This is a genomic window from Rheinheimera tilapiae (genome assembly GCF_042432165.1).
Taxonomy (GTDB): Bacteria; Pseudomonadota; Gammaproteobacteria; order Enterobacterales; family Alteromonadaceae; genus Pararheinheimera; species Pararheinheimera tilapiae.
In genome coordinates, this window is the sequence record NZ_JBHLXP010000003.1 from 704848 (window position 1) to 723402 (window position 18555).

Below are 18555 nucleotides of genomic sequence, written 5' to 3' on the forward strand. Positions count from 1 at the left end.
CGTCGAATCTCAGCGACAACAGGCCGGTTTTAAACCGGCCTGTTGTCATTAATACGCTCTAAAGCTTTTTCGTGCCCAGCCAGGCATCGCGTCGCTTCACACTGGCGCGGCTGGCTTTATTGTCCAGGCTCAGCTGTAACGTTGGATCGGCAGCGACTGTGATATTGACGCTCTGGTCCTGGTCAAAGCGACGGAACTTCAGTGCCAGCACATCACCGGGCCGAGCTGCTTTCAGCGCCGTATCAATATCCTCTGCCGTGCGCAACCGGACTGCTCCTAACTGCAACAACAAATCGCCATCCGTGATCCCGGCACTGGCCCATGGACTGCCATCACGCGACACAGATTGCACCTGCACCGCATCACCGAAAGTATTCAGCAGCAACGGCCCCAACCAGGCTTTGTCAGGTTTGGCCGGGCTTAGCGTCAAGCCCATTTGCGCAAACAACGCGGTAAAATCCGGTAATGCCGGTCCCTGAATACTGTCGCGGAAAAACGCGGCGGCAAACTCAGTATCACCACTGACTTCGGCCAATGCTTGCTGAATATCCGCCAGCTGATAAGGTTGTTCCGGTTTGCCAAAGCGTTGCCACATCAGTTGCATCAACGCATCGAGGTCGCTGTTGTACTGGGTGCGCAACGTTAAATCCAGCGCCAGCGCCACCACTTCGCCATAGGTGTAATACGACAGGAAATGGTTGCCATAGTTGGTTTTATCGACGGCGACACCGGCATCAACAAATACCGCCTGTTGACTGACAGCGGCCGGACCGGACCAACGCCGCGCCGGCGTTTGCAACGTCTGGTTCAGTGGTTTTTCCACTTTCTCCAGATAGGTATCCAAATCAAAGTGACTGCTGCGTTTGAGCGCAAGCTTGCCGTAATAGTTGGTAAAACCTTCGGCAAACCATAATGCATCGCTCATATTGGTTTGGCTGTAGTCAAACGGCTCCAGGTTTTTCGGCCGGATCCGTTCGACATTCCAGGCATGGAAAAACTCGTGGGAGATAGTTTCAATCTGGCTGAACTCGGCCTGCGCCAGCGAGCTCTCGCTGGTCACTACTGTTGAATTACGATGTTCCATGCCATCACCATCGACACCCGGCAGGTAGTCGGCGATAAAGGTGTAACGCTGGTTGGCAAAATCCGGCAGCTCGCCAAAAATCGCCTGCTGCTGACGTACCACCGCCTGAGTTTTTTCTAACAGCACTTTGGCTTCTTCGGCAGTCCCGGCATGATGCAGTGCCAGTTCAATCTGATAGGTTTTGCCGGCAGAGGGCTGGCTAAAACTCAGCAGCTGGTGCTCACTGATCTCGAGCGGACTATCCATCAGATAATCCAGCTGGGGTGCGGTCAGTGTACCGTCCGGCTGTGGATACAGCTGAGTGGCCGCACGCCAGCCGGCCGGTAGCGCTTTGAGACTGACTGTGGCCGGTTTTGCCCGCAGCGACGGCGCAAACAACAGCGATGCCGGCATATTCAGGTGCGCATGGCGACTGTCGATCTGGTTATAAGTACCGTCGGCGTGATTGCCAAACAACAAGTAACTCACCTGTACTTCACCCTGATGCCCACTGACCTGCCAGCTGGTCGGTGACAGTCGCTGGAGCACCAATGGATTGCCCTGACCATCCAGCGCTTTGAGCGCATAGATATTCTTGGCAAAGTCATGCCTCGCATAACGGCCTGGTGACGCGGAAGACATCTGCAGCAGCAAAGGCGAGGCATCTGGCGCGACAAAACGCGCGCTGATGGCCACCTGATGGCGATCGTGGCCAGCCAAATCGAACTGATAATGGCTGTCGGCCAGCGCCGGGCCCATCAGACCCGCCAAGAACAATGCCAGCGTACAACGATTCAATAACATCATGAAGCTCCCTAGATCAACGACCGGCCAGCAGTGGCAGGATATTGCAATGCGTGAAAGCCAGTTAATCACAGCGCGGGCCTGTGCCGCAAAGCATTTAAACGGACTGAGCTGTGATTGGTCGCAACGAAGAAAATGTTTGAAGCCCTTGATCTGCATCAGGTCTTTGGGGAATAGCAACCACCTCAGAATTTAATTCCTCTACACTTTCGGCACAAACTGCACCACCACTACACAGATGACAGCTTTAGCAGGCTGGGAAGCGCCGCCGTCCTGTCATGCCAAGCAGGGAGAACCACCATTTATGCAGCAAAAATCGCCATTGACCGGTCGGGAGGTCAGTCTGGACGACGAATCCTTTATCGTTACCAAAACTGATCTGAACGGCATCATCAGTTATGCCAACCGCACTTTTATGCAGATCTCCGGCTACCCTGAGGCCGAATTACTGGGCCAGCCGCAGAATATTGTGCGCCATCCCGACATGCCCAAAGGCTTATTTAAATTTATGTGGCAGCAAATCGCCGCCGGTGAAGAATGCTTTGCGTACGTCAATAACAGAGCGAAAAACGGCGATAACTATTGGGTCTTTGCCAATGTGTCGCCGATATTCAACGGGCAACGCCGTCATACCGGTTATTTTTCCTGTCGGCGCAAACCCAAACGAGCCGCTGTCGACAAGGTCATGCCGATTTACCAGCATATGCGGCAAATCGAACAACAACATCCGGCAGACCGTGGCGAACAATCGATGCGGTGGTTAATTCAAATGATTGAACAGGACTTTGGCAGCTATGAAAAATTTGTTCTGGGGCTCTAAGTTTGCATTGCTGCTGGTCAGCTTTAATCTGATTTTACTCCTAATCCTGGCACTCAACAGTATCCCGGCTGTGCCGTGGTTTGTGTCCTGGGGGCTGTACGGACTGACGGTGATCGCCAGTTTCCTGGCATTTCGGCGCGTGGCGGTGCCGCTGGGCGTGCTGCAGCAAATCCGCGATATTTTGAAAAACGCCCGCGACGGCGATTTTAGTGCCCGCATTACAAAAGTGCCGAACATGGGCGAAGTCGGCCAGGTCGCCTGGGAGGTCAATGAAATGTTTGACCAGCTGGAGACTTATTTCCGCGAGGTCGGCACCACTTTTGCCCGCGTCGAACAGGAACGTTTTGGCCGGCCAGCTCAGTCGGACGGTATGTGTGGCGGTTTTCACCAGTCCTTAATCGATATCAACAAAGCCATAGAACACGTAGAGCAGAACTACCGCAACGTGGTGAAAAATCGCCTGCTGTCATCCATGCAGTCGATGAATGCAGTGAATACCAAGGGCAATCTGCATATGACCCAGCAGGATTTGTCACAAATCACTGACCAAATTGTCCAGATAGGCCAGATCGCAACGGCAACCGCAGAGCGGGCAACCGATAGCAGTCAGACGATTCAGCAAGTGCTGCAGAGCTTTGCGGTTAATAAACAACGAACTGAACAAAGCCGGGACGCAGTGATAGCGCTCAACGCAATGGGTGCGCAAATCAATGGCATCCTGGACCTGATTGGCAATATAGCCGACCAAACCAATCTGCTGGCGCTGAATGCCGCTATTGAAGCAGCTCGGGCCGGTGGACATGGCCGCGGTTTTGCCGTGGTTGCGCAAGAGGTAAAAACGCTGGCCGAACATACCAAAAAAGCAACCGGGGATATCAATCAGGTAGTTGGTCAGTTCCAGCGTCAAAGTGAGGGCATTTTGCATCATCAGCAGCAACTCAATGACAGCGCCGGCATCATGATGCAGCAACTGGATTCACTGCAGCAAAGCTTCGTGGCTTTGGCCGTCAATGCAGAACAAGCGCAGCAACAAGTGCAAAAAGCCCGTATTACCACCTTCACTTCGCTGGTCAAAGTTGATCATATTGTCTACAAGCAAAATGCCTATGCCGCCTTTAATGCCGGCACTCAAAGCCAGGAAGCCACCGCCGTCAAAGTCGACCATCAGCACTGCCGGATGGGTAAATGGTATCAGGCTGACGGCCTTGCTTTATTTGGCCACCTCCCGAGCTACCGTGCACTGGAGCAACCTCATCAGCAAGTTCATCACAGTGTGCATCAGATGCTCGATTCAATTGATTTGGACTGGCAACGCGAGTCTGCAGTGCAGGAACATATTCTGAGCTGTTACAGCAATATGGAAAGTGCCAGTCAGGCGGTGTTTGTTGGTTTGAATGCACTGCAGCAGGAAGCACAGGCTGAATTTGACGCTCACCACTAAACAGTCCTTCACAGACCTTGTGCTTCTAAAGACACAAGGTCTGGTTAAACACCTTATCCTGCTGTTGCTGATGGCTGGCGATGATCAACATGCCATGCTGTTGAAAGGCCGCCAATCGCTGCAACAGTTGCTGCGCCAGCTGTTGTTGCAGGCCGGCGAAGGGTTCGTCGAGCAGCAATACCGCTGGTTTTTGTAGCAGTAAGCGCGCCAGCGCAAACCGTTTTAATTCACCACCGGATAAGCCCACGCCGTAATCACCGAGCACGGTCAGCAAGCCCTGACTTTGCCGCGCCAGCCAGTCATCTAAGCCAACCAATGTCAGTACCTGCAATAGTTCTTCGTCACTCGCCGCTGGTTTGGCGAGGCGCAAATCCGCTGCCACCGACAAGCCAAACAGATAAGGCCGCTGTGGCAGATAACCAAGCTGTTGATACCGAGCTGCGGTGGGCCATTGCTCAAGTGTCAGCCCTTGCAACAATATGGAGCCCGTTAAAGCGGGTATTTCTGCCGCCAGCGTTTGCAGCAAACAACTTTTGCCACTGCCGGACGGGCCTTTTAACAGCACCACGTCACCTTGTTGAAAGCTTGCACTGACCTCGCCGAGTGGCTGTTGGAAGCCAAACTGCAACTGCCGGATATCCAGCGTCACGCCTTGGCAAAGATCAGACGGCTCAGCCGCAGCGAGATCCGGCGATGAACAGACCGGCGTTGCCAGGGCATTGCAGCGCTGCTGCGCGGCTCTGAGCTGACCATAACTTTGTGGTAGTAGTAACAGCGGAAATAACAGTTCGGACAGCCCCAGCCATGCGAGTACCAGGCCAAGCCATAGTGGCACTTCAAGCGGAAACGGCTGCTCAGCAAGCAGCGCCGCTAGCATCGGCCAGCATAAAGCGGCAAGGCCCGCCAACATCAGGCACTGCAACAGCAACTGCGCCGCCAGCTGGCCATATTGCTGGTTCTGCTGTAGATGCAGTACCTGTTGATCCAGCCGGATAAACTGCTGTTCGCGCTGTTGCCAATGACCAGTGGTTAACAAGGTGGTCAGCAACTGCAGGTTTTCCAGCAGCAGGCCACGCCGTTGCCCTTGCAACTGTACTTCAGTGGCTGCTTGCTGCACCGGCCCACGTGCGCCTTGGCGGGAGACAACGACAATCGCCAGCGCCAACAGCAATAACACCCCGAAGACCGGCCAGAAGGCGCCGGGTAACATGAACAGTAGCAGCAACAAGAACGCCGCACTCAGTAAGCTGGCATAACCTAGTGGATTTAGCAGCCGCAGCGGCAGCTGGTCCAGCACATCAATATCGGCAATCAACCGCTGTAAACGGTCGCCACCGGCCAACACGCTGTGACCGGTTTGCTGAGCCCCGTTTTGGTGAGCAAGAGAGACAAACACCTGCACCCGCAGCACTGCCAGCAAACGCAGCACCAGGGCATGCGACAACACCCGTTCGCCATAACGACCGGCGGTACGCATGATGGCAAACAGCCGGATCAAAGCGCCTGGTCTTAAATAATTAAAACTGGCACCCACCCCGGCTGCCGCAGCAGCACTGATAAACCAACCAGACCAGGCCAACAGCGCCACAGTGGCAAACACCGTCAGCACGCCCAAACTGAAGCTTAAACTCCAGCCTGCTTTGTGAGCCAGCCACAGATCCCGTAAACGGATCTGTCGGTGTGTTGGTTGCTTCATCCGACATCCCCCAGTGGCTGCCGACCGATGACCTGCCCCTGCTGTAACAACAAAGCGCCATCCAGGAAACTCAGCTGCTGCCACTGATGACTGGCAATGAGCAACGTACGGCCTGTGCTCAGCCGTGCCAGCAACACCGCTAACTCAGCCGCAGTGTCCTGATCTAACTCGGCAAAAGGTTCATCCAGTAACCATAAGTCCCGATCCGCCAGCAACAGCCGCGCCAGACACAGCCGCTGCTGCTGTCCACCGGATAAGCCTTGCCCGGCTTCCCCCAAGCGATAGTCAAGCGCAGTAGCCGCGCCAAGTTCAGCCAATAGCCCGACCTGCTGCAACGCAGCGGTCAACACGGCATCAGTGGCTAAAGGTGCCGCCATCCGCAAATTCTCAGCGACAGTGCCGGCGAACAATTCCGGGGTTTGCGTCAAATAACTGAGCTGCGACCACAGCATTGGCCGGTCCGCCGTATCAACGGGCTTTCCGGCAAACTGGTAGTTGCCGTAAAAGTCAGCAAAACCGGCCAGTAATTGTAATAACGAAGATTTGCCACTGCCGCTGTCGCCTTGTAGTAGCAAGCGCTCACCAGCCTTGATTTGTAATTCTGGGATCAACAGCCGCGGCTGCAAGTCACTGCCAAGCCGGACCTGCTGCACTTGGATCAGTGGCGTATTTTCTGCCGGCAAAGATGCTGAGGATAAAGTCTTAGATCCTGGACTGCTTGCCTGTTGCATCGGTAATGACGGCAGTAACCACAAAGGTTTAAGCGCCAGCGCTGCGGCTTCAGCCTGCGCTTTGGCATGATAATCAGCGCCGAGCTGGCGCAGCGGCTGATAAAACTCCGGCGCCAGTAACAAGATAAAAAACGCCGGCGCAAAAGCGACCGGCACCTCGCCTTTGGCCCAGGGTAACTCGCCCAGCAGCCCGAGGCCTAAATACAACGCCACCAGCGCGATGGCCAGTGAGGCAAATAATTCCAGCACTGCAGTCGACAAAAACGCCAGTCGCAGCACCTGTAATGAGCTTTGCCGATAGCGTTCTGTGGCATGCTCCAGCTGCGCGGTCGCCTGCGGGATCGCGTTGAGCCGGCGGAGCAGCGACAAGCCTTGCAGAAATTGCCAGAGTCGTGCGCCCATCCGGCCCAGTTCTGCCAGTTTTTCACTACTGGCTTTACTGGCCTCGCGGCCAACCAGAATCATAAAAAGTGGCACCAATGGAGCGGTGACCAGCAATAACAAACCGGCCAGCAGGCTGTGCCAGCACACCACCAAAGCTATGAGCAGGGGTGTCCAGATCACCAGAAATAATTGCGGCCAATAGCGGCTGATATAGCCATCCAGCGCATCGATTTGTTCGGTCAGCAAGGTCGATAAAAAGCCGTCACTGCCAAAGCGTTGCCGCGCCGGGCCTTGCGCCGCCAGCTTGTTTAACAGCTGCTGGCGCAGATCAGCCCGCACTAAACGGCTGCTTTGTTGGGTCAGTAAATCACGAAGCAGCAGGCATAGCTGGCGCAGCACAAAAGCCAGCGCAAACTGCCACAACAATGCAAATGGAAATATTGGCGCAGGCGTTTCAGTTAAAAGCGCTGCGGCCGGCAGAGCAGCAGCCAGCATGGCATCGGCCAACAAGGCCAGACACCACATTTGCCAAAGCAACAGCGGCACTGACAGTGCCGCTGCAAACACAGCCAGCAGTAGCCTCGGCCGATGAGGCTTCAGCCACTGCTGCAATAAAGGCCGGGCGTTATTCAGAACAGGCTTAGTCAGCGCCTTGCTCCTCTTCCGCATAACCGTTCAATTCCAGCCACATCGCATTGATGATGCCAAAAGAACAGGCCAGTAATACTCCTAAAATCCAGGCGAAATACCACATGATGTTGTCCTTTTTTTAATATAAAGAATGGCTGTTGTCACGGATCTGCTGCTCATTGAGCCGGCCAAACATCTTGATGTAACTCCAGATGGTATAACCGAGCACAATAGGCACAAACACACAGGCAACAAAGAACATAATTTTTAATGTCAGCTCACTGGATGTTGCATCCCACATGGTCAGACTGTGGTTCGGCATCGAGCTGGACGGCATGACAAACGGGAACATCGAGATGCCACAGGTCAGGATCACGCCGGCCTGACCTAATGAAGTCAGCAGGAATGCCAGCGCGCCTTTACCAGCTTTGCTTAGCAGGCCGCTCAGCGCAAATGCAGCTACGCCTAATACCGGTGCCAGCCACAGCAGCGGATAACTGGCATAGTTCTGCAACCAGGCACCACTGCGCACTTCCACCGTTTTGCTGACGGCGTTATTAATCGCATTGCTATCCAAAGCGCTGGTCACCACATAACCATCAATGCCGGCATTGAGCCAAACACCGGCCAGCACAAACAACGCTGCAGCACCCAAACCGGCAATCAACCCCACTGTTTGACTGCGTTTCAGGATGTCGCCTTCGGTTTTCATCTGCAGGTAAGCCGCGCCTTGACTAACAAACATCAGCAAGCTCAGCACGCCCACCAACAACGCAAATGGGTTTAACAGTGCAAAGAAGCTACCGGTATATTTGATACGCAGCAGTTCGTCAAAATGGAACGGCACGCCTTGTAGCAAATTACCAAAGGCCACACCAAAAATGATTGGTGGCACGGCCGAGCCAAAGGTCAGCGCCCAGTCCCAGTTGCTGCGCCAAGCCGGATTTTCCAGCTTCGAGCGGTAGTCAAAGCCAATCGGACGCATAAAAAGTGCAGCAAGCGTCAGCATCATCGCCAGATAAAAACCACTGAATGCGGTGGCATAGACCGGCGGCCAGGCAGCAAACAAGGCGCCACCGGCGGTGATGAGCCAGACCTGATTACCGTCCCAGTGCGGCGCGACGGCATTAATCATCACCCGCCGCTCCATGTCGTTTTTACCGACCACTTTTAACAAAGCACCGACGCCCATATCAAAACCGTCGGTAATGGCAAAGCCGATAAACAGCACGCCAATCAATAACCACCAGATAAATCTTAAAAATTCGTAATCCATGTTACACCTCAGTCGCTTTGCCGGTTTCGAAATCGTATTTGCCGGTATGCAGGCTGGACGGGCCTTTGCGGGCAAAATGCTGCATCAGCCAGACTTCGATAATCAGGAAAATGGTATAGAGCACAGTGATCAGGATCAGACTGGTCCAGATCTCGGCCGGGGTTAAACCAGACGCCGCCATATGGGTTGGCAGCACTTCACCGACCGCCCAAGGCTGACGACCGTATTCCGCCACAAACCAGCCGGCTTCACAGGCGATCCACGGCAATGGCAGACCAAACAGGGCAGCTTTTAACAACCAGGTTGGTTTACGTTCCAGTCGTTTGGCGCTGTAGTAGAAACTCAGGGCAAAAATTACCAGCATGGCAAAACCGGCCGCGACCATGATGCGGAAGCTCCAGAACATCGGTGCCACCTGCGGAATACTGCCATCAACTGCCGCCTGAATTTGCTCTGGCGTGGCTTTACTTGGGTCTTCAGCATAAGCGGTGACTAGCAGGCCATAGCCTAAGTCTTTTTTCACACTGTCAAAGGCAGCTTTGGTCTCGGCAGAAGTATCGCCGCCGCGCAGCAGGCGCAATAAGCGATAGGCTTCAATGCCATTGACGATACGGGCGCGATGCTGCTCTTTTAAGTCCTTCAGACCACTAACCGGTTCATCCAGTGAGCGGGTCGCAATCAGACCGAGTGCATAGGGAATTTTCACGGCATAGTCAGTGGTTTGCGTTTCGCTGTTTGGCACGCCAATCACGGTAAAAGACGCCGGCGCCGGATGGGTCTCCCATTCCGCTTCCACCGCTGCCAGTTTCACCCGCTGCACGTCGCCGAGCTCATAACCGGATTCATCACCGAGCACAATCACCGACACAGACGCCGCCAGACCAAAGGCCGAGGCAATAGCAAAACTGCGGCGGGCAAAGGCTAAATCGCGGCCTTTAAGCATGTACCAGGCCGAAATGGCCAGCACAAACATCGCGCCTGTGACATAACCAGCCGACACGGTATGGACAAATTTGACCTGCGCCACCGGGTTAAAAATGACTTCGCTGAAGCTGGTCATTTCCATCCGCATCGTTACATAGTTAAATTCGGCACCGACCGGGTTTTGCATCCAGCCGTTGGCAATCAAAATCCACAGCGCCGACAGGTTAGAGCCTAAGGCCACCAGCCAGGTCACAGCTAAATGCTGCACCTTGCTTAACCGGTCCCAACCGAAGAAAAACAGACCAACCAGCGTCGATTCGAGGAAAAACGCCATCAGGCCTTCAATAGCCAGCGGCGCGCCAAAAATATCGCCGACATAATGCGAATAATAAGACCAGTTGGTACCGAACTGGAATTCCATCGCGATACCGGTAGTGACCCCCAGCGCGAAGTTGATGGCAAACAACTTGCCCCAGAATTTGGTCATATCGCGGTAAATTTCTTTGCCGGTCATCACATAAACCGATTCCATGATCGCCAGTAAAAACGTCATACCGAGCGTCAGCGGCACAAATAAGAAGTGGTACATTGCCGTAAAGGCAAACTGCAAGCGCGAGAGTTCGACGATATCCATCCACCGTCTCCTGTGGGGTTAATTTACTTAATCACTTACTAATGTAAGAGCTGTCTTGCAAAACAGCGAAGCCTAACTGCCGGGTTATTGATCAACATCAAATTTGCCATCACAACAGCGCTGCCCCCCGCCAGGTTCTGTTGCAACGAGGTTCTGTCGCAACGCGATGGGATGCAGTCAATCAGCGCCAGACTATTGTCCGCCGCTTGCAGGGTTTAAACCTTGATTAGAATCAAACTCGAGGGGTAAAAGCGGGTGCTGCGACAATTTGCCACAGCAGTGCTGTATCCCTGCAAACAGTGGCTAAGTATTGGAACAGCTTCATATTTTTGCAAATGACCCGAAAAAAGCACTGCCGATTCCGGTCAAAGGCAACCAGCAGACCTGGCATAGCACAAGCTGTCTGCCGGGCGGGTGTGCAGCGAGCGTCACAGCGGCAATAACACCCGTAGCCGGTAAATCCGGCCGGATTGGATCTCTGGCAATAAATTGTCGGACAGCAGCTGGTTTTGCAGATAAACCTGCGACGCATTAATGCCGGCCTGACGGCTAAAGCTGCATTCAATCACAGCGCCGCGAAAACGCCGAGTGACGGTCGCCTGTGGCCAGTGCGCCGGCAATTGCGGCGCGATACGCAGGCCCTTGCCTTCGCCTTTGAGACCAAACAGCTGTTCAATCAGGCAGCGATACACCCAGTGCACAGTGCCGGTATTGAGCAGCTGACTGGAACGGCCGGCAGTGCGCGGGTATTGGCTAAAAGCGCCGCGATAATAATTCGGCAAAAACACCGGCAACTGGCCGCGCTGACGCTGCTCAGCCTCATCGTCTGACGGCAACATCTGGCGCAGCACCTGAAATGCGCGGTCCGCCTCGCCCACCTGATACAAGGCATACAAATAAAAGGCGGCGGCGTGGTTATACACAGAACCATTTTCGGCCGAGCCGGGGAATTTTTGCGTGACCCGGCCGACATCGTCGCGCATCGCGGTATAAGCCGGCGCGAGCATCTGCACGCCGTAAGGGGTTTGCAGCTGCGCATCCACTGCCTGTAACAACGCCTGCTGCTGCGCTGGACTGGCCGCGCCGCTTAACAGCGCCCAGCTTTGTGGATTTAAGTAGATCCGACCTTCGGGATCTTTGCTGATACCAAACACCACATCATCGTCGGTAATGCCCCGGCCATACCATTGGCCGTCCCACAGATAGCTATTCACCGCCTGATTAAAGGCTGCAGCCTTGGCCCGGTAGTCTGCGGCCTGCTCGATTTCGCCCCGGTTTTCGCTCTGGATTTCACCCCGATTTTCACAAAGATCAGCCCAGGTATTCAGCGCATAAGCCGCCGCCAGACTGAGCCAGCCCGACACCCCACGGCCTTTGTAACCGACCATATTCATCGGATCACACCAGTCGCCCTGCTCGATATAACTTAACCCACGGGCGTCTTTTTTCTGCCAAAGCCAGGCCATGGCGCGATGCAAATGTTCGGTCACTGTGGACGCGTCGGCTTCTACTTCTTTGTAGCCCACTTGTTCATCCAGCAGTGCCCAGTCGTTAGTTTCATCGAGGTAGGCGCGCAGGAACAGCGGCAGCCAGACACATTGGTCGGTATGCGGCACCTGATTGATATATTTCAACTGCGCATCCATATGCAGCAAAACCCCGTCCGGCATTTCGCCGCTTTGATGTTGTTGCGACAACGCGGTCAGCAAGGCGGTTCTGGCCACGTCCGGCGCCAGATACGTCATGCCCATATGGTCTTGCAGGTAGTTTCGCGTCTGTGGATCTGTGGTCAGCCGGTTTACATCGCCATGGTAATAAACCTGCCGTGGCAACCACTGATTGACGAAGTTATCCAGCCCGCTGTCCGGTGTACTGATCTGAATAGCCGGTGTGATGGCCGCCTGTTGCGCCCGGTACGCCTGCACTGCCGCGGTAAAGCCGTCGGTGGCCGCTGAAATAGCAGGCCCGAAAAAACGCTGCCGGATGGCGGCGATCTCGGCCTGATCTCGCGCCGGACCAAAAACGAAGCGGTACAGTTCGGTCGCGCCGGGCGACAGCACCACATCATATTGCAGCGCACAGGCCGGCGTTTCATAGTCGGCGCAGCCGTTACTGAGCATCGTCGCTGATATACCGTCCGGAGCCGCCAGCCCGCCCTCGCCTTCAAACTGCTGCTGATTGGCCTCCCATGCCAACGGGGCGCGTTCTGCCAGTAAAAAGGTCTGATCTTTAAAGTCTTTTTGTTTGAAATAATCCGGATACTTTTGATACGGCGTCACGCTGCTGCACACCACCGCCTGCAATGCCGGCTCATAGCGCCCGCCTTGATTCATCCAGGACATATAACCAACCGGAAAATACGGATACAGGCTCAGCCGGCGCGTCGCAGTACCCAGATTCCGTACCCGTAGCTGCCACAGCTCCAACGGTGCGTCCGGCGCCAAGGTCAACCGCCACTCCAGCCGTAAATCATCACTCAGTTCCAGCTGCCAGCAGATGTCTGCTGCGCCAGCGGAAAAGACAAAACTTGCGGTCGGCTTGCGCACCGGTTCATAAGGCACAGACCAAAGCTCGCCGCTGTCCTGATCTTTGACATAGACAAAACGGCCCGGATGATGCGCGTAATACGGCTGCTCCGGCTGCATAAAAGTCTTCGCTTCCAGATTCGGCGCATGGGCGTATTTGGCCGGCTCCGGCTGCATAAACTGCGCGGTGGCGTAACCGCGACAGTTCAGTTGCACCAGCATGCTTTTATTCCACAAAAAGGCCGTGGCCTGCGGCATGGCGGTGGCACTGAATAACTGATAACGCTGCCCTGCAGCGTCCGGACTCATCAAAGGCATCAGGATTTACTCATTACATCATCTGCATCGACAGTCGGCAGCCCGCGTCGCGCCGAGAGCTCCGCCTGAACTTGGCGCAACTGCGCTTCCGTCAACGGATAGAACCACATCACGGCGGCGGCAACGAGCGCGACCACACCGGGGATCACCGACATCAGCCATAAAATACCTTGTTGCGATCCGGCATTTTGCGTCGTATTCGCCACATAACCCAGTAACGCCAGTAACCAACCGATACAGGCCGACGCCAGCGCACCGCCAAGTTTTTGCGAAAAAGTTGCGGCGGAAAAAGTCATCGCCGTGGCCCGCCGGCCGGTGCGCCATTCATTGTAGTCGGCGCTATCGGCATACATTGAAAACGCCAGCGGCGACTTGGGCCCCAGCACAAAACCAATCGCCAGATTCAGCGCAAACACTGCAGTGATGTTATCCGGCGGCACAAAATACAGCGCCAGCGACAACACCCCGGCGAGGCCCATCAAGCCCATCATCAGCGTTTTTTTATCAAAAAACCGCGTCAGCAGCGGCGTCGATGCCGCCCCCAGCGCCAATGCCAGCATATAACTGGACAAGAATTCGCCGATCAGCTGCGGCTGCTGCAGATAATATTTGAAGTAATACACAGCGCTGCTGGCGCGCATCGTAATGGTGATCATGATGATCAACGCCAGACAAAACAGCACCAGCCAGGGTTTGTTGCCGGCCAAATCACGGATGTCCTGCCACACCGGCGCCGGGGCACTACTGACCGGTTGAATACGTTCGCGGGTACTGGCAAAAGTACACAAAAACAACAAGGCGGCAGCGATGCCAAACAAGCCCATCGTCAGTTGCCAGCCCAGCACGTCATCACCCTGCCCCAACCAGGGCACCAGCTTTGGTGTCAGATAAGTCACCAGAATGCCGCCGGTAAAACCACCGATAAAACGGAAACTGACTAGTGTGGTGCGCTGCTGACTGTCCGCCGTGATGACACCGGACAGCGCGGAATACGGAATATTGATGCCGGTATAAATCAGCATCAGCAGGCTATAAGTGCAGTAGGCCCAGATTAATTTGCCGTCGGCGTCGAGGTCCGGCGTGGTATAGGTCAAGACGCCGGCGCCGGCCAGTGGCAATGCCAGCCATAACAAATAAGGCCGGAATTTACCAAAACGCGTGCGGGTCCGGTCGGCAATGGCCCCCATCATCGGGTCGGTGAAGGCATCAATGATTTTGGTGATCAGCATCATAGTGCCGGCAGCGGCGGCAGAAATGCCAAATACATCGGTGTAAAAAATCAGCAAAAATGCCGAGATGTTGGCCCAATAAAAGTTAAAACCGATATCACCGACGCCATAACCAGCTTTTTCCCAAAAACGCAGCGGCTGTACCGCCGGTCTTGGTGGCAGTGCTTGCGAGTCGACGACTTGGCTGTCTTTTGTTGCCGTCATGACAAAAAACCTGATGTGCCGGGCATGGTTAGATCTCCGTTATTTTGTTAGCGCAATCATTCAATTGTTCCGCCATACCCAGCGCAATACCGATGCGCTTTAACTGGTCTGAAAGCGGCAATTGCAGGTCCAGCCACAACACATCCGGTTCCAGCGCCGGCACCTGCATAGTCCGGAGCTGGCTTTGTAACATCGAGGCCGGCATAAAATGTGCCGATCTGTGGCTTAAGCGTTCTGCCAATATCGCCGCCGGGCCATGCAGATAAACAAAAAGCGGGGCCGCCGCTGCAGCACGGATCTGCGCCCGTTGCTGTTGAATCAGGCCCGAGTAACTCAGTACTGTCTGCAGGCCTTGATTTTTCTGCTGCTGCAAGCGCTGACACAACAGTTCCACCCACTGCTGGCGCAGCGCCGGCGACAATGGCTGACCGGCCGCCATCATCTGCTTGCCGGCGTCGCTGTGAAAGTCATCCCCTTCCAGATAGGTCCAGCCGAGCGCGCCGGCACAATGTTGTGCCAGCGTGGACTTGCCGCTACCGGCCACGCCCATCAGGATCAGCGTCTGAAATTTCGCTGCATCGACCATCTCTGTTTTGCCTGCCATACCGCCGGATTTGCCACCCACTCACGAGTGCTCACCGGCCGCTTTGAAGATTGTTGAAACGCTGTTCAGTAGCTTAAATCAGTCAAAATGTTAGCGCAACCATTTTGCTTGCAAGTGGAATTTCTATTAAGGTGTGCAGAGATGTTTTGACCATGAAGCGCAAGCAGGCCCACGCCGATGAACCGTAAACCCAATTTAAAAGATGTGGCTGAACTGGCCGGTGTCAGCGCTATTACGGTGTCACGGGTGTTAACGCATCCGGATAAAGTGGCCGCCAAGTCGCGGCTAAAAGTGGAACAAGCCATTGCAACATTGGGTTATATCCGTAACCACGCCGCCAGCGCACTGGCGTCGAACCGCTCCGGCGTGCTGGCCGTGATCATCCCGTCGTTGTCGAATATTGTGTTTAACGAAGTGCTGCAGGGTATCTACAGCGCGGTCAAACCGCACCAGTTACAGGTCATTCTGGGCGATTGTCATTATTCGCCGCTGGAAGAAGAAAAGCTGATCGCTACCTTGTTAAGTCAGGCACCTGAAGGACTGATCCTGACCGGCACCGATCAAACCGACTATGCCCGCAAACTGCTGCAAAACGCCGGTATTCCGGTGGTCCAGCTGATGGAACTGACGGATCACCCGATTGATATCAATATCGGTTTTTCCCACTTTGCCGCCGGCAAAGCGATGACTGAACATTTGTTGGCGCGCGGATATCGTCACATCGGCTTTCTCGGTGCCCGGATGGACCCACGCACCCAGCACCGACTGGCAGGCTTTCGCAAGGCGATTGAGGACTGGAACGCCACAAGCAGGCCTGAAAGTTTGGGCGCAGAACCCCAGTCAGCACGCTGCGAGCCTTATGTTGTTACGACCAGCCAGTCGTCCTCGATTAAACTCGGTGGCCAGCTATTGCAGGCGGTGATGGCTGAATCGCAGGGCCAGTGTGACGCGGTGTTTTGTTGTAATGACGACCTGGCGCTGGGTGCTTTATTTGCCGCGCGCCAAATGAACCTGCGGATCCCGGCTGACCTTGCCATCGCCGGCTTTAACGACCTCGAAGCCTCAGCCTTAGTCGACCCCGGCATCACCAGCGTCGCTTCGCCCCGGTTTGCCATGGGCCAACAGGCGGTAGACCTACTGATGCAAAAAGCCAGCGGCGCCCAGACTGAATTCTCCCCGATCGACGTGGGTTACAGCATTATGGTACGTGGCTCGACCTGAGTGCCCTATCGAAGGTCCAGCACCATTTCCGCAAAATATTTACCAAAGTGAAATCCAAAGCCAATCCGGCGTGCATCTAAGTTTCAGCATATTCAACCGGAGATCCCAAGATGCTGAAACTCACGTTATCCCTGCTCACGGCGGCTGTATTCAGCCTGTGCTGTAAAACCGCAGAAGCGGCACAGACGCCATACACCGCAGAAACGCTGCATCAGATACTGAGCGACAAAGACGCAGAATTTTTCCAGCGCGGTTTTAATCAGTGTGATCTGGCATACCTGGAAACCACCGTCAGCGCGCAGCTGAAGTTCTACCACGACCGCGGCGGCTTTCAGGACAAAAAGCTGTTTATGCAGAGTGTCCGGCAAAACCTCTGCAACGACCCGGCGCATAAGCCGATTCGCAAACTGACCGCTGGCAGCTTACGGACTTTTCCTTTATACAAAGATCAGGCGCTGTACGGCGCCATCCAGCATGGCGAGCACGAATTTTATCTGCGCGAGCCCGGCAAACCCGACCGTCTGACCGGCACTGCCCGCTTTACTTCGGTCTGGCTGAAACAAGGCGACAACTGGATACTCAGCGACGTGCTGAGTTATGACCATCAAGACCCTGTAGCGCAGCTGCCGAGCACCGGCAAATCGGTCACAGAACCTTCTATCGCAGAACCATCCGCCGCCGTGATCGAAACCTTACTGAAACAACATCAGGTGCCGGCGCTTGGGCTTGGTTTGATCAGCCACGGCAAATTACAGTCGGTGCGCGTGTTTGGTGAATTACAACAGGGCGTGCATGCACCGGCCAATACATTGTTTAAAGTTGCGTCGCTGACAAAGCCGATTGTCAGTCTGCTGACCTTGCGACTGGTGGCCGCAGGCAAACTTAGCCTCGATGAACCGCTGGCGCGTTATTGGGTCGATCCGGATGTCAAAGCCGACCCACGCCACCTGTTATTAACGCCGCGGCTGGTGCTCACGCATCAGACTGGCTTTGCCAATTGGCGTTATTTAGAGCCCACTAAAAAACTGCAGTTTCAGTTTCAGCCCGGAACCAAGCACCAATACTCAGGCGAAGGCTTTGAATATCTGCGCAAGGCACTGGAAGCGAAATTTGGCCAACCGCTGGAGCAACTGGCGGCGCAATATGTGTTTACCCCGGCTGGCATGACCGATACGCATTTTTATTGGACCGCCGCTGTCGACGAGCAGCGCTATGCCCGCAATCACGATGCCAAAGGCCAGCTGCTGCCGCTGGAAAAATACAGCACTGCCAATGCGGCGGCGAACCTGCTGACGACCGTCGAAGACTACAGCAAGTTTCTGTTGTTTGTGCTGGCACAGCAACAAGAGATGCCGGCCTTGTACCAGCAAATGCAGACTATCCAGGTGAAGCTAAAACCGAACAACGGGGTTGGCCTGGGCTGGGAGATTTTCAGCGGTTTTTCGACAGGTGAAGCACTGTTGCTGCATACCGGCAAAGATCCGGGTGTATCGACGGCCGCCATGCTGTTTCCGCACAGTGGCAACGGTTATGTGATTTTTATGAATGGCGATAACAATGTCCCGGTGCTTGAACAACTCCTGCCGCAGTTGTACCTTGGCGCTGAACTGTGGCAACGCAAATAAACCACGAATAACAACGGACAAAAGCTATGAATGGTCAAGAGTGGGCAGAGATCCTGGTACCTTTAATTTCGTTCAGTGCGGGGGTTGTGCTACTGGCGTTGTTATTGTTGTACAAGTACAAGAAAAAGAAGCTGTTTCTGCAGATGGTCGAACGCACTCTGCATCAGCAGGCGCCGCTACCGCCGGAGACTATCCGCGAAGTCGCCAACCACTTTTTCTCTGCTAACCGCGACTTACGCAAAGGCATTTTTTTGTTGGTACTGGCGCTGGCCATTCTGGCTTTTTCTGCGCTAGCCGATTTTCCGCAGCGCGGCAATCTGGATTTAAATGACGCCCTTAACGGCATCGCGATGTTGCCGGGGCTGCTGGGTCTGGCCTTTTTACTGCTGGCATGGCTTGACCGCCAGCGGCCGCATTAAGCCAGCG

The 18555-nt window shown here is 54.8% G+C and carries 14 protein-coding genes; 5 read left to right on the forward strand and 9 right to left on the reverse strand.

The features are described 5' to 3' along the window. Nucleotides 1–58: 58 nt before the first annotated feature. Complete coding sequence (locus ACFFJP_RS14030) at nucleotides 59–1870, reverse strand: M61 family metallopeptidase (RefSeq protein WP_377245183.1); 1812 nt, start codon at nucleotides 1868–1870, stop codon at nucleotides 59–61. 235 nt (nucleotides 1871–2105) lie between these two features. On the opposite strand from ACFFJP_RS14030, the gene ACFFJP_RS14035 reads away from it, so the two are divergent. Together ACFFJP_RS14035 and ACFFJP_RS14040 are read left to right on the forward strand one after the other, a co-directional pair. Beyond that, a complete protein-coding gene (locus ACFFJP_RS14035; protein ID WP_377245186.1) occupies nucleotides 2106–2687 on the forward strand; it encodes a PAS domain-containing protein in 582 nt (193 codons plus the stop codon). After that, a complete protein-coding gene (locus tag ACFFJP_RS14040; RefSeq protein WP_377245189.1) occupies nucleotides 2662–4128 on the forward strand; it encodes a methyl-accepting chemotaxis protein in 1467 nt (488 codons plus the stop codon). The genes ACFFJP_RS14035 and ACFFJP_RS14040 overlap by 26 nt, the downstream gene beginning before the upstream one ends. A gap of 25 nt (nucleotides 4129–4153) precedes the next feature. On the opposite strand, the gene ACFFJP_RS14045 is transcribed toward ACFFJP_RS14040, so the two are convergent. The 8 genes from ACFFJP_RS14045 to ACFFJP_RS14080 form a co-directional block, all read right to left on the reverse strand. Then, nucleotides 4154–5824, reverse strand: a complete 1671-nt coding sequence (locus ACFFJP_RS14045) for an ATP-binding cassette domain-containing protein (protein WP_377245192.1) — start codon at nucleotides 5822–5824, stop codon at nucleotides 4154–4156. Beyond that, entirely contained in the window at nucleotides 5821–7608 is a 1788-nt protein-coding gene (gene cydD, locus ACFFJP_RS14050; protein WP_377245195.1) for a thiol reductant ABC exporter subunit CydD, read from the reverse strand. The genes ACFFJP_RS14045 and cydD overlap by 4 nt, the downstream gene beginning before the upstream one ends. Continuing rightward, the gene (gene cydX / locus ACFFJP_RS14055; RefSeq protein ID WP_377245198.1) at nucleotides 7580–7693 is read right to left on the reverse strand and encodes a cytochrome bd-I oxidase subunit CydX; all 114 of its coding nucleotides are present in this window, start codon (nucleotides 7691–7693) and stop codon (nucleotides 7580–7582) included. The genes cydD and cydX overlap by 29 nt, the downstream gene beginning before the upstream one ends. A 15-nt stretch (nucleotides 7694–7708) precedes the next feature. Next, nucleotides 7709–8845, reverse strand: coding sequence for a cytochrome d ubiquinol oxidase subunit II (gene cydB, locus ACFFJP_RS14060; RefSeq protein ID WP_377245201.1), 1137 nt, complete (start codon nucleotides 8843–8845; stop codon nucleotides 7709–7711). A 1-nt stretch (nucleotide 8846) separates the two neighbouring features. Beyond that, on the reverse strand, nucleotides 8847–10403 hold the full coding sequence (locus ACFFJP_RS14065; protein WP_377245204.1) for a cytochrome ubiquinol oxidase subunit I: 1557 nt from the start codon (nucleotides 10401–10403) through the stop codon (nucleotides 8847–8849). Between the two features lie 428 nt (nucleotides 10404–10831). After that, nucleotides 10832–13246: a GH36-type glycosyl hydrolase domain-containing protein gene (locus ACFFJP_RS14070; protein ID WP_377245207.1), complete on the reverse strand. Its 2415-nt coding sequence runs from the start codon at nucleotides 13244–13246 to the stop codon at nucleotides 10832–10834. Then, nucleotides 13246–14679 carry an MFS transporter gene (locus ACFFJP_RS14075; RefSeq protein WP_377245210.1) on the reverse strand — a complete coding sequence of 478 codons (1434 nt, stop codon included), beginning with the start codon at nucleotides 14677–14679 and terminating at the stop codon, nucleotides 13246–13248. The genes ACFFJP_RS14070 and ACFFJP_RS14075 overlap by 1 nt, the downstream gene beginning before the upstream one ends. A gap of 28 nt (nucleotides 14680–14707) precedes the next feature. Next, nucleotides 14708–15283: a gluconokinase gene (locus ACFFJP_RS14080; protein ID WP_377245213.1), complete on the reverse strand. Its 576-nt coding sequence runs from the start codon at nucleotides 15281–15283 to the stop codon at nucleotides 14708–14710. Between the two features lie 177 nt (nucleotides 15284–15460). Here ACFFJP_RS14080 and ACFFJP_RS14085 point away from each other — a divergent pair, with 177 nt between their 5' ends. The 3 genes from ACFFJP_RS14085 to ACFFJP_RS14095 all read left to right on the forward strand — a co-directional run bounded on the left by ACFFJP_RS14085 (nucleotide 15461) and on the right by ACFFJP_RS14095 (nucleotide 18548). Beyond that, nucleotides 15461–16504, forward strand: a complete 1044-nt coding sequence (locus tag ACFFJP_RS14085; protein ID WP_377245216.1) for a LacI family DNA-binding transcriptional regulator — start codon at nucleotides 15461–15463, stop codon at nucleotides 16502–16504. Between the two features lie 110 nt (nucleotides 16505–16614). Beyond that, nucleotides 16615–18129 carry a serine hydrolase domain-containing protein gene (locus tag ACFFJP_RS14090; protein WP_377245219.1) on the forward strand — a complete coding sequence of 505 codons (1515 nt, stop codon included), beginning with the start codon at nucleotides 16615–16617 and terminating at the stop codon, nucleotides 18127–18129. 26 nt (nucleotides 18130–18155) lie between these two features. Beyond that, nucleotides 18156–18548: a DUF6249 domain-containing protein gene (locus tag ACFFJP_RS14095; RefSeq protein WP_377245222.1), complete on the forward strand. Its 393-nt coding sequence runs from the start codon at nucleotides 18156–18158 to the stop codon at nucleotides 18546–18548. The last annotated feature ends 7 nt before the right edge of the window (nucleotides 18549–18555 follow it).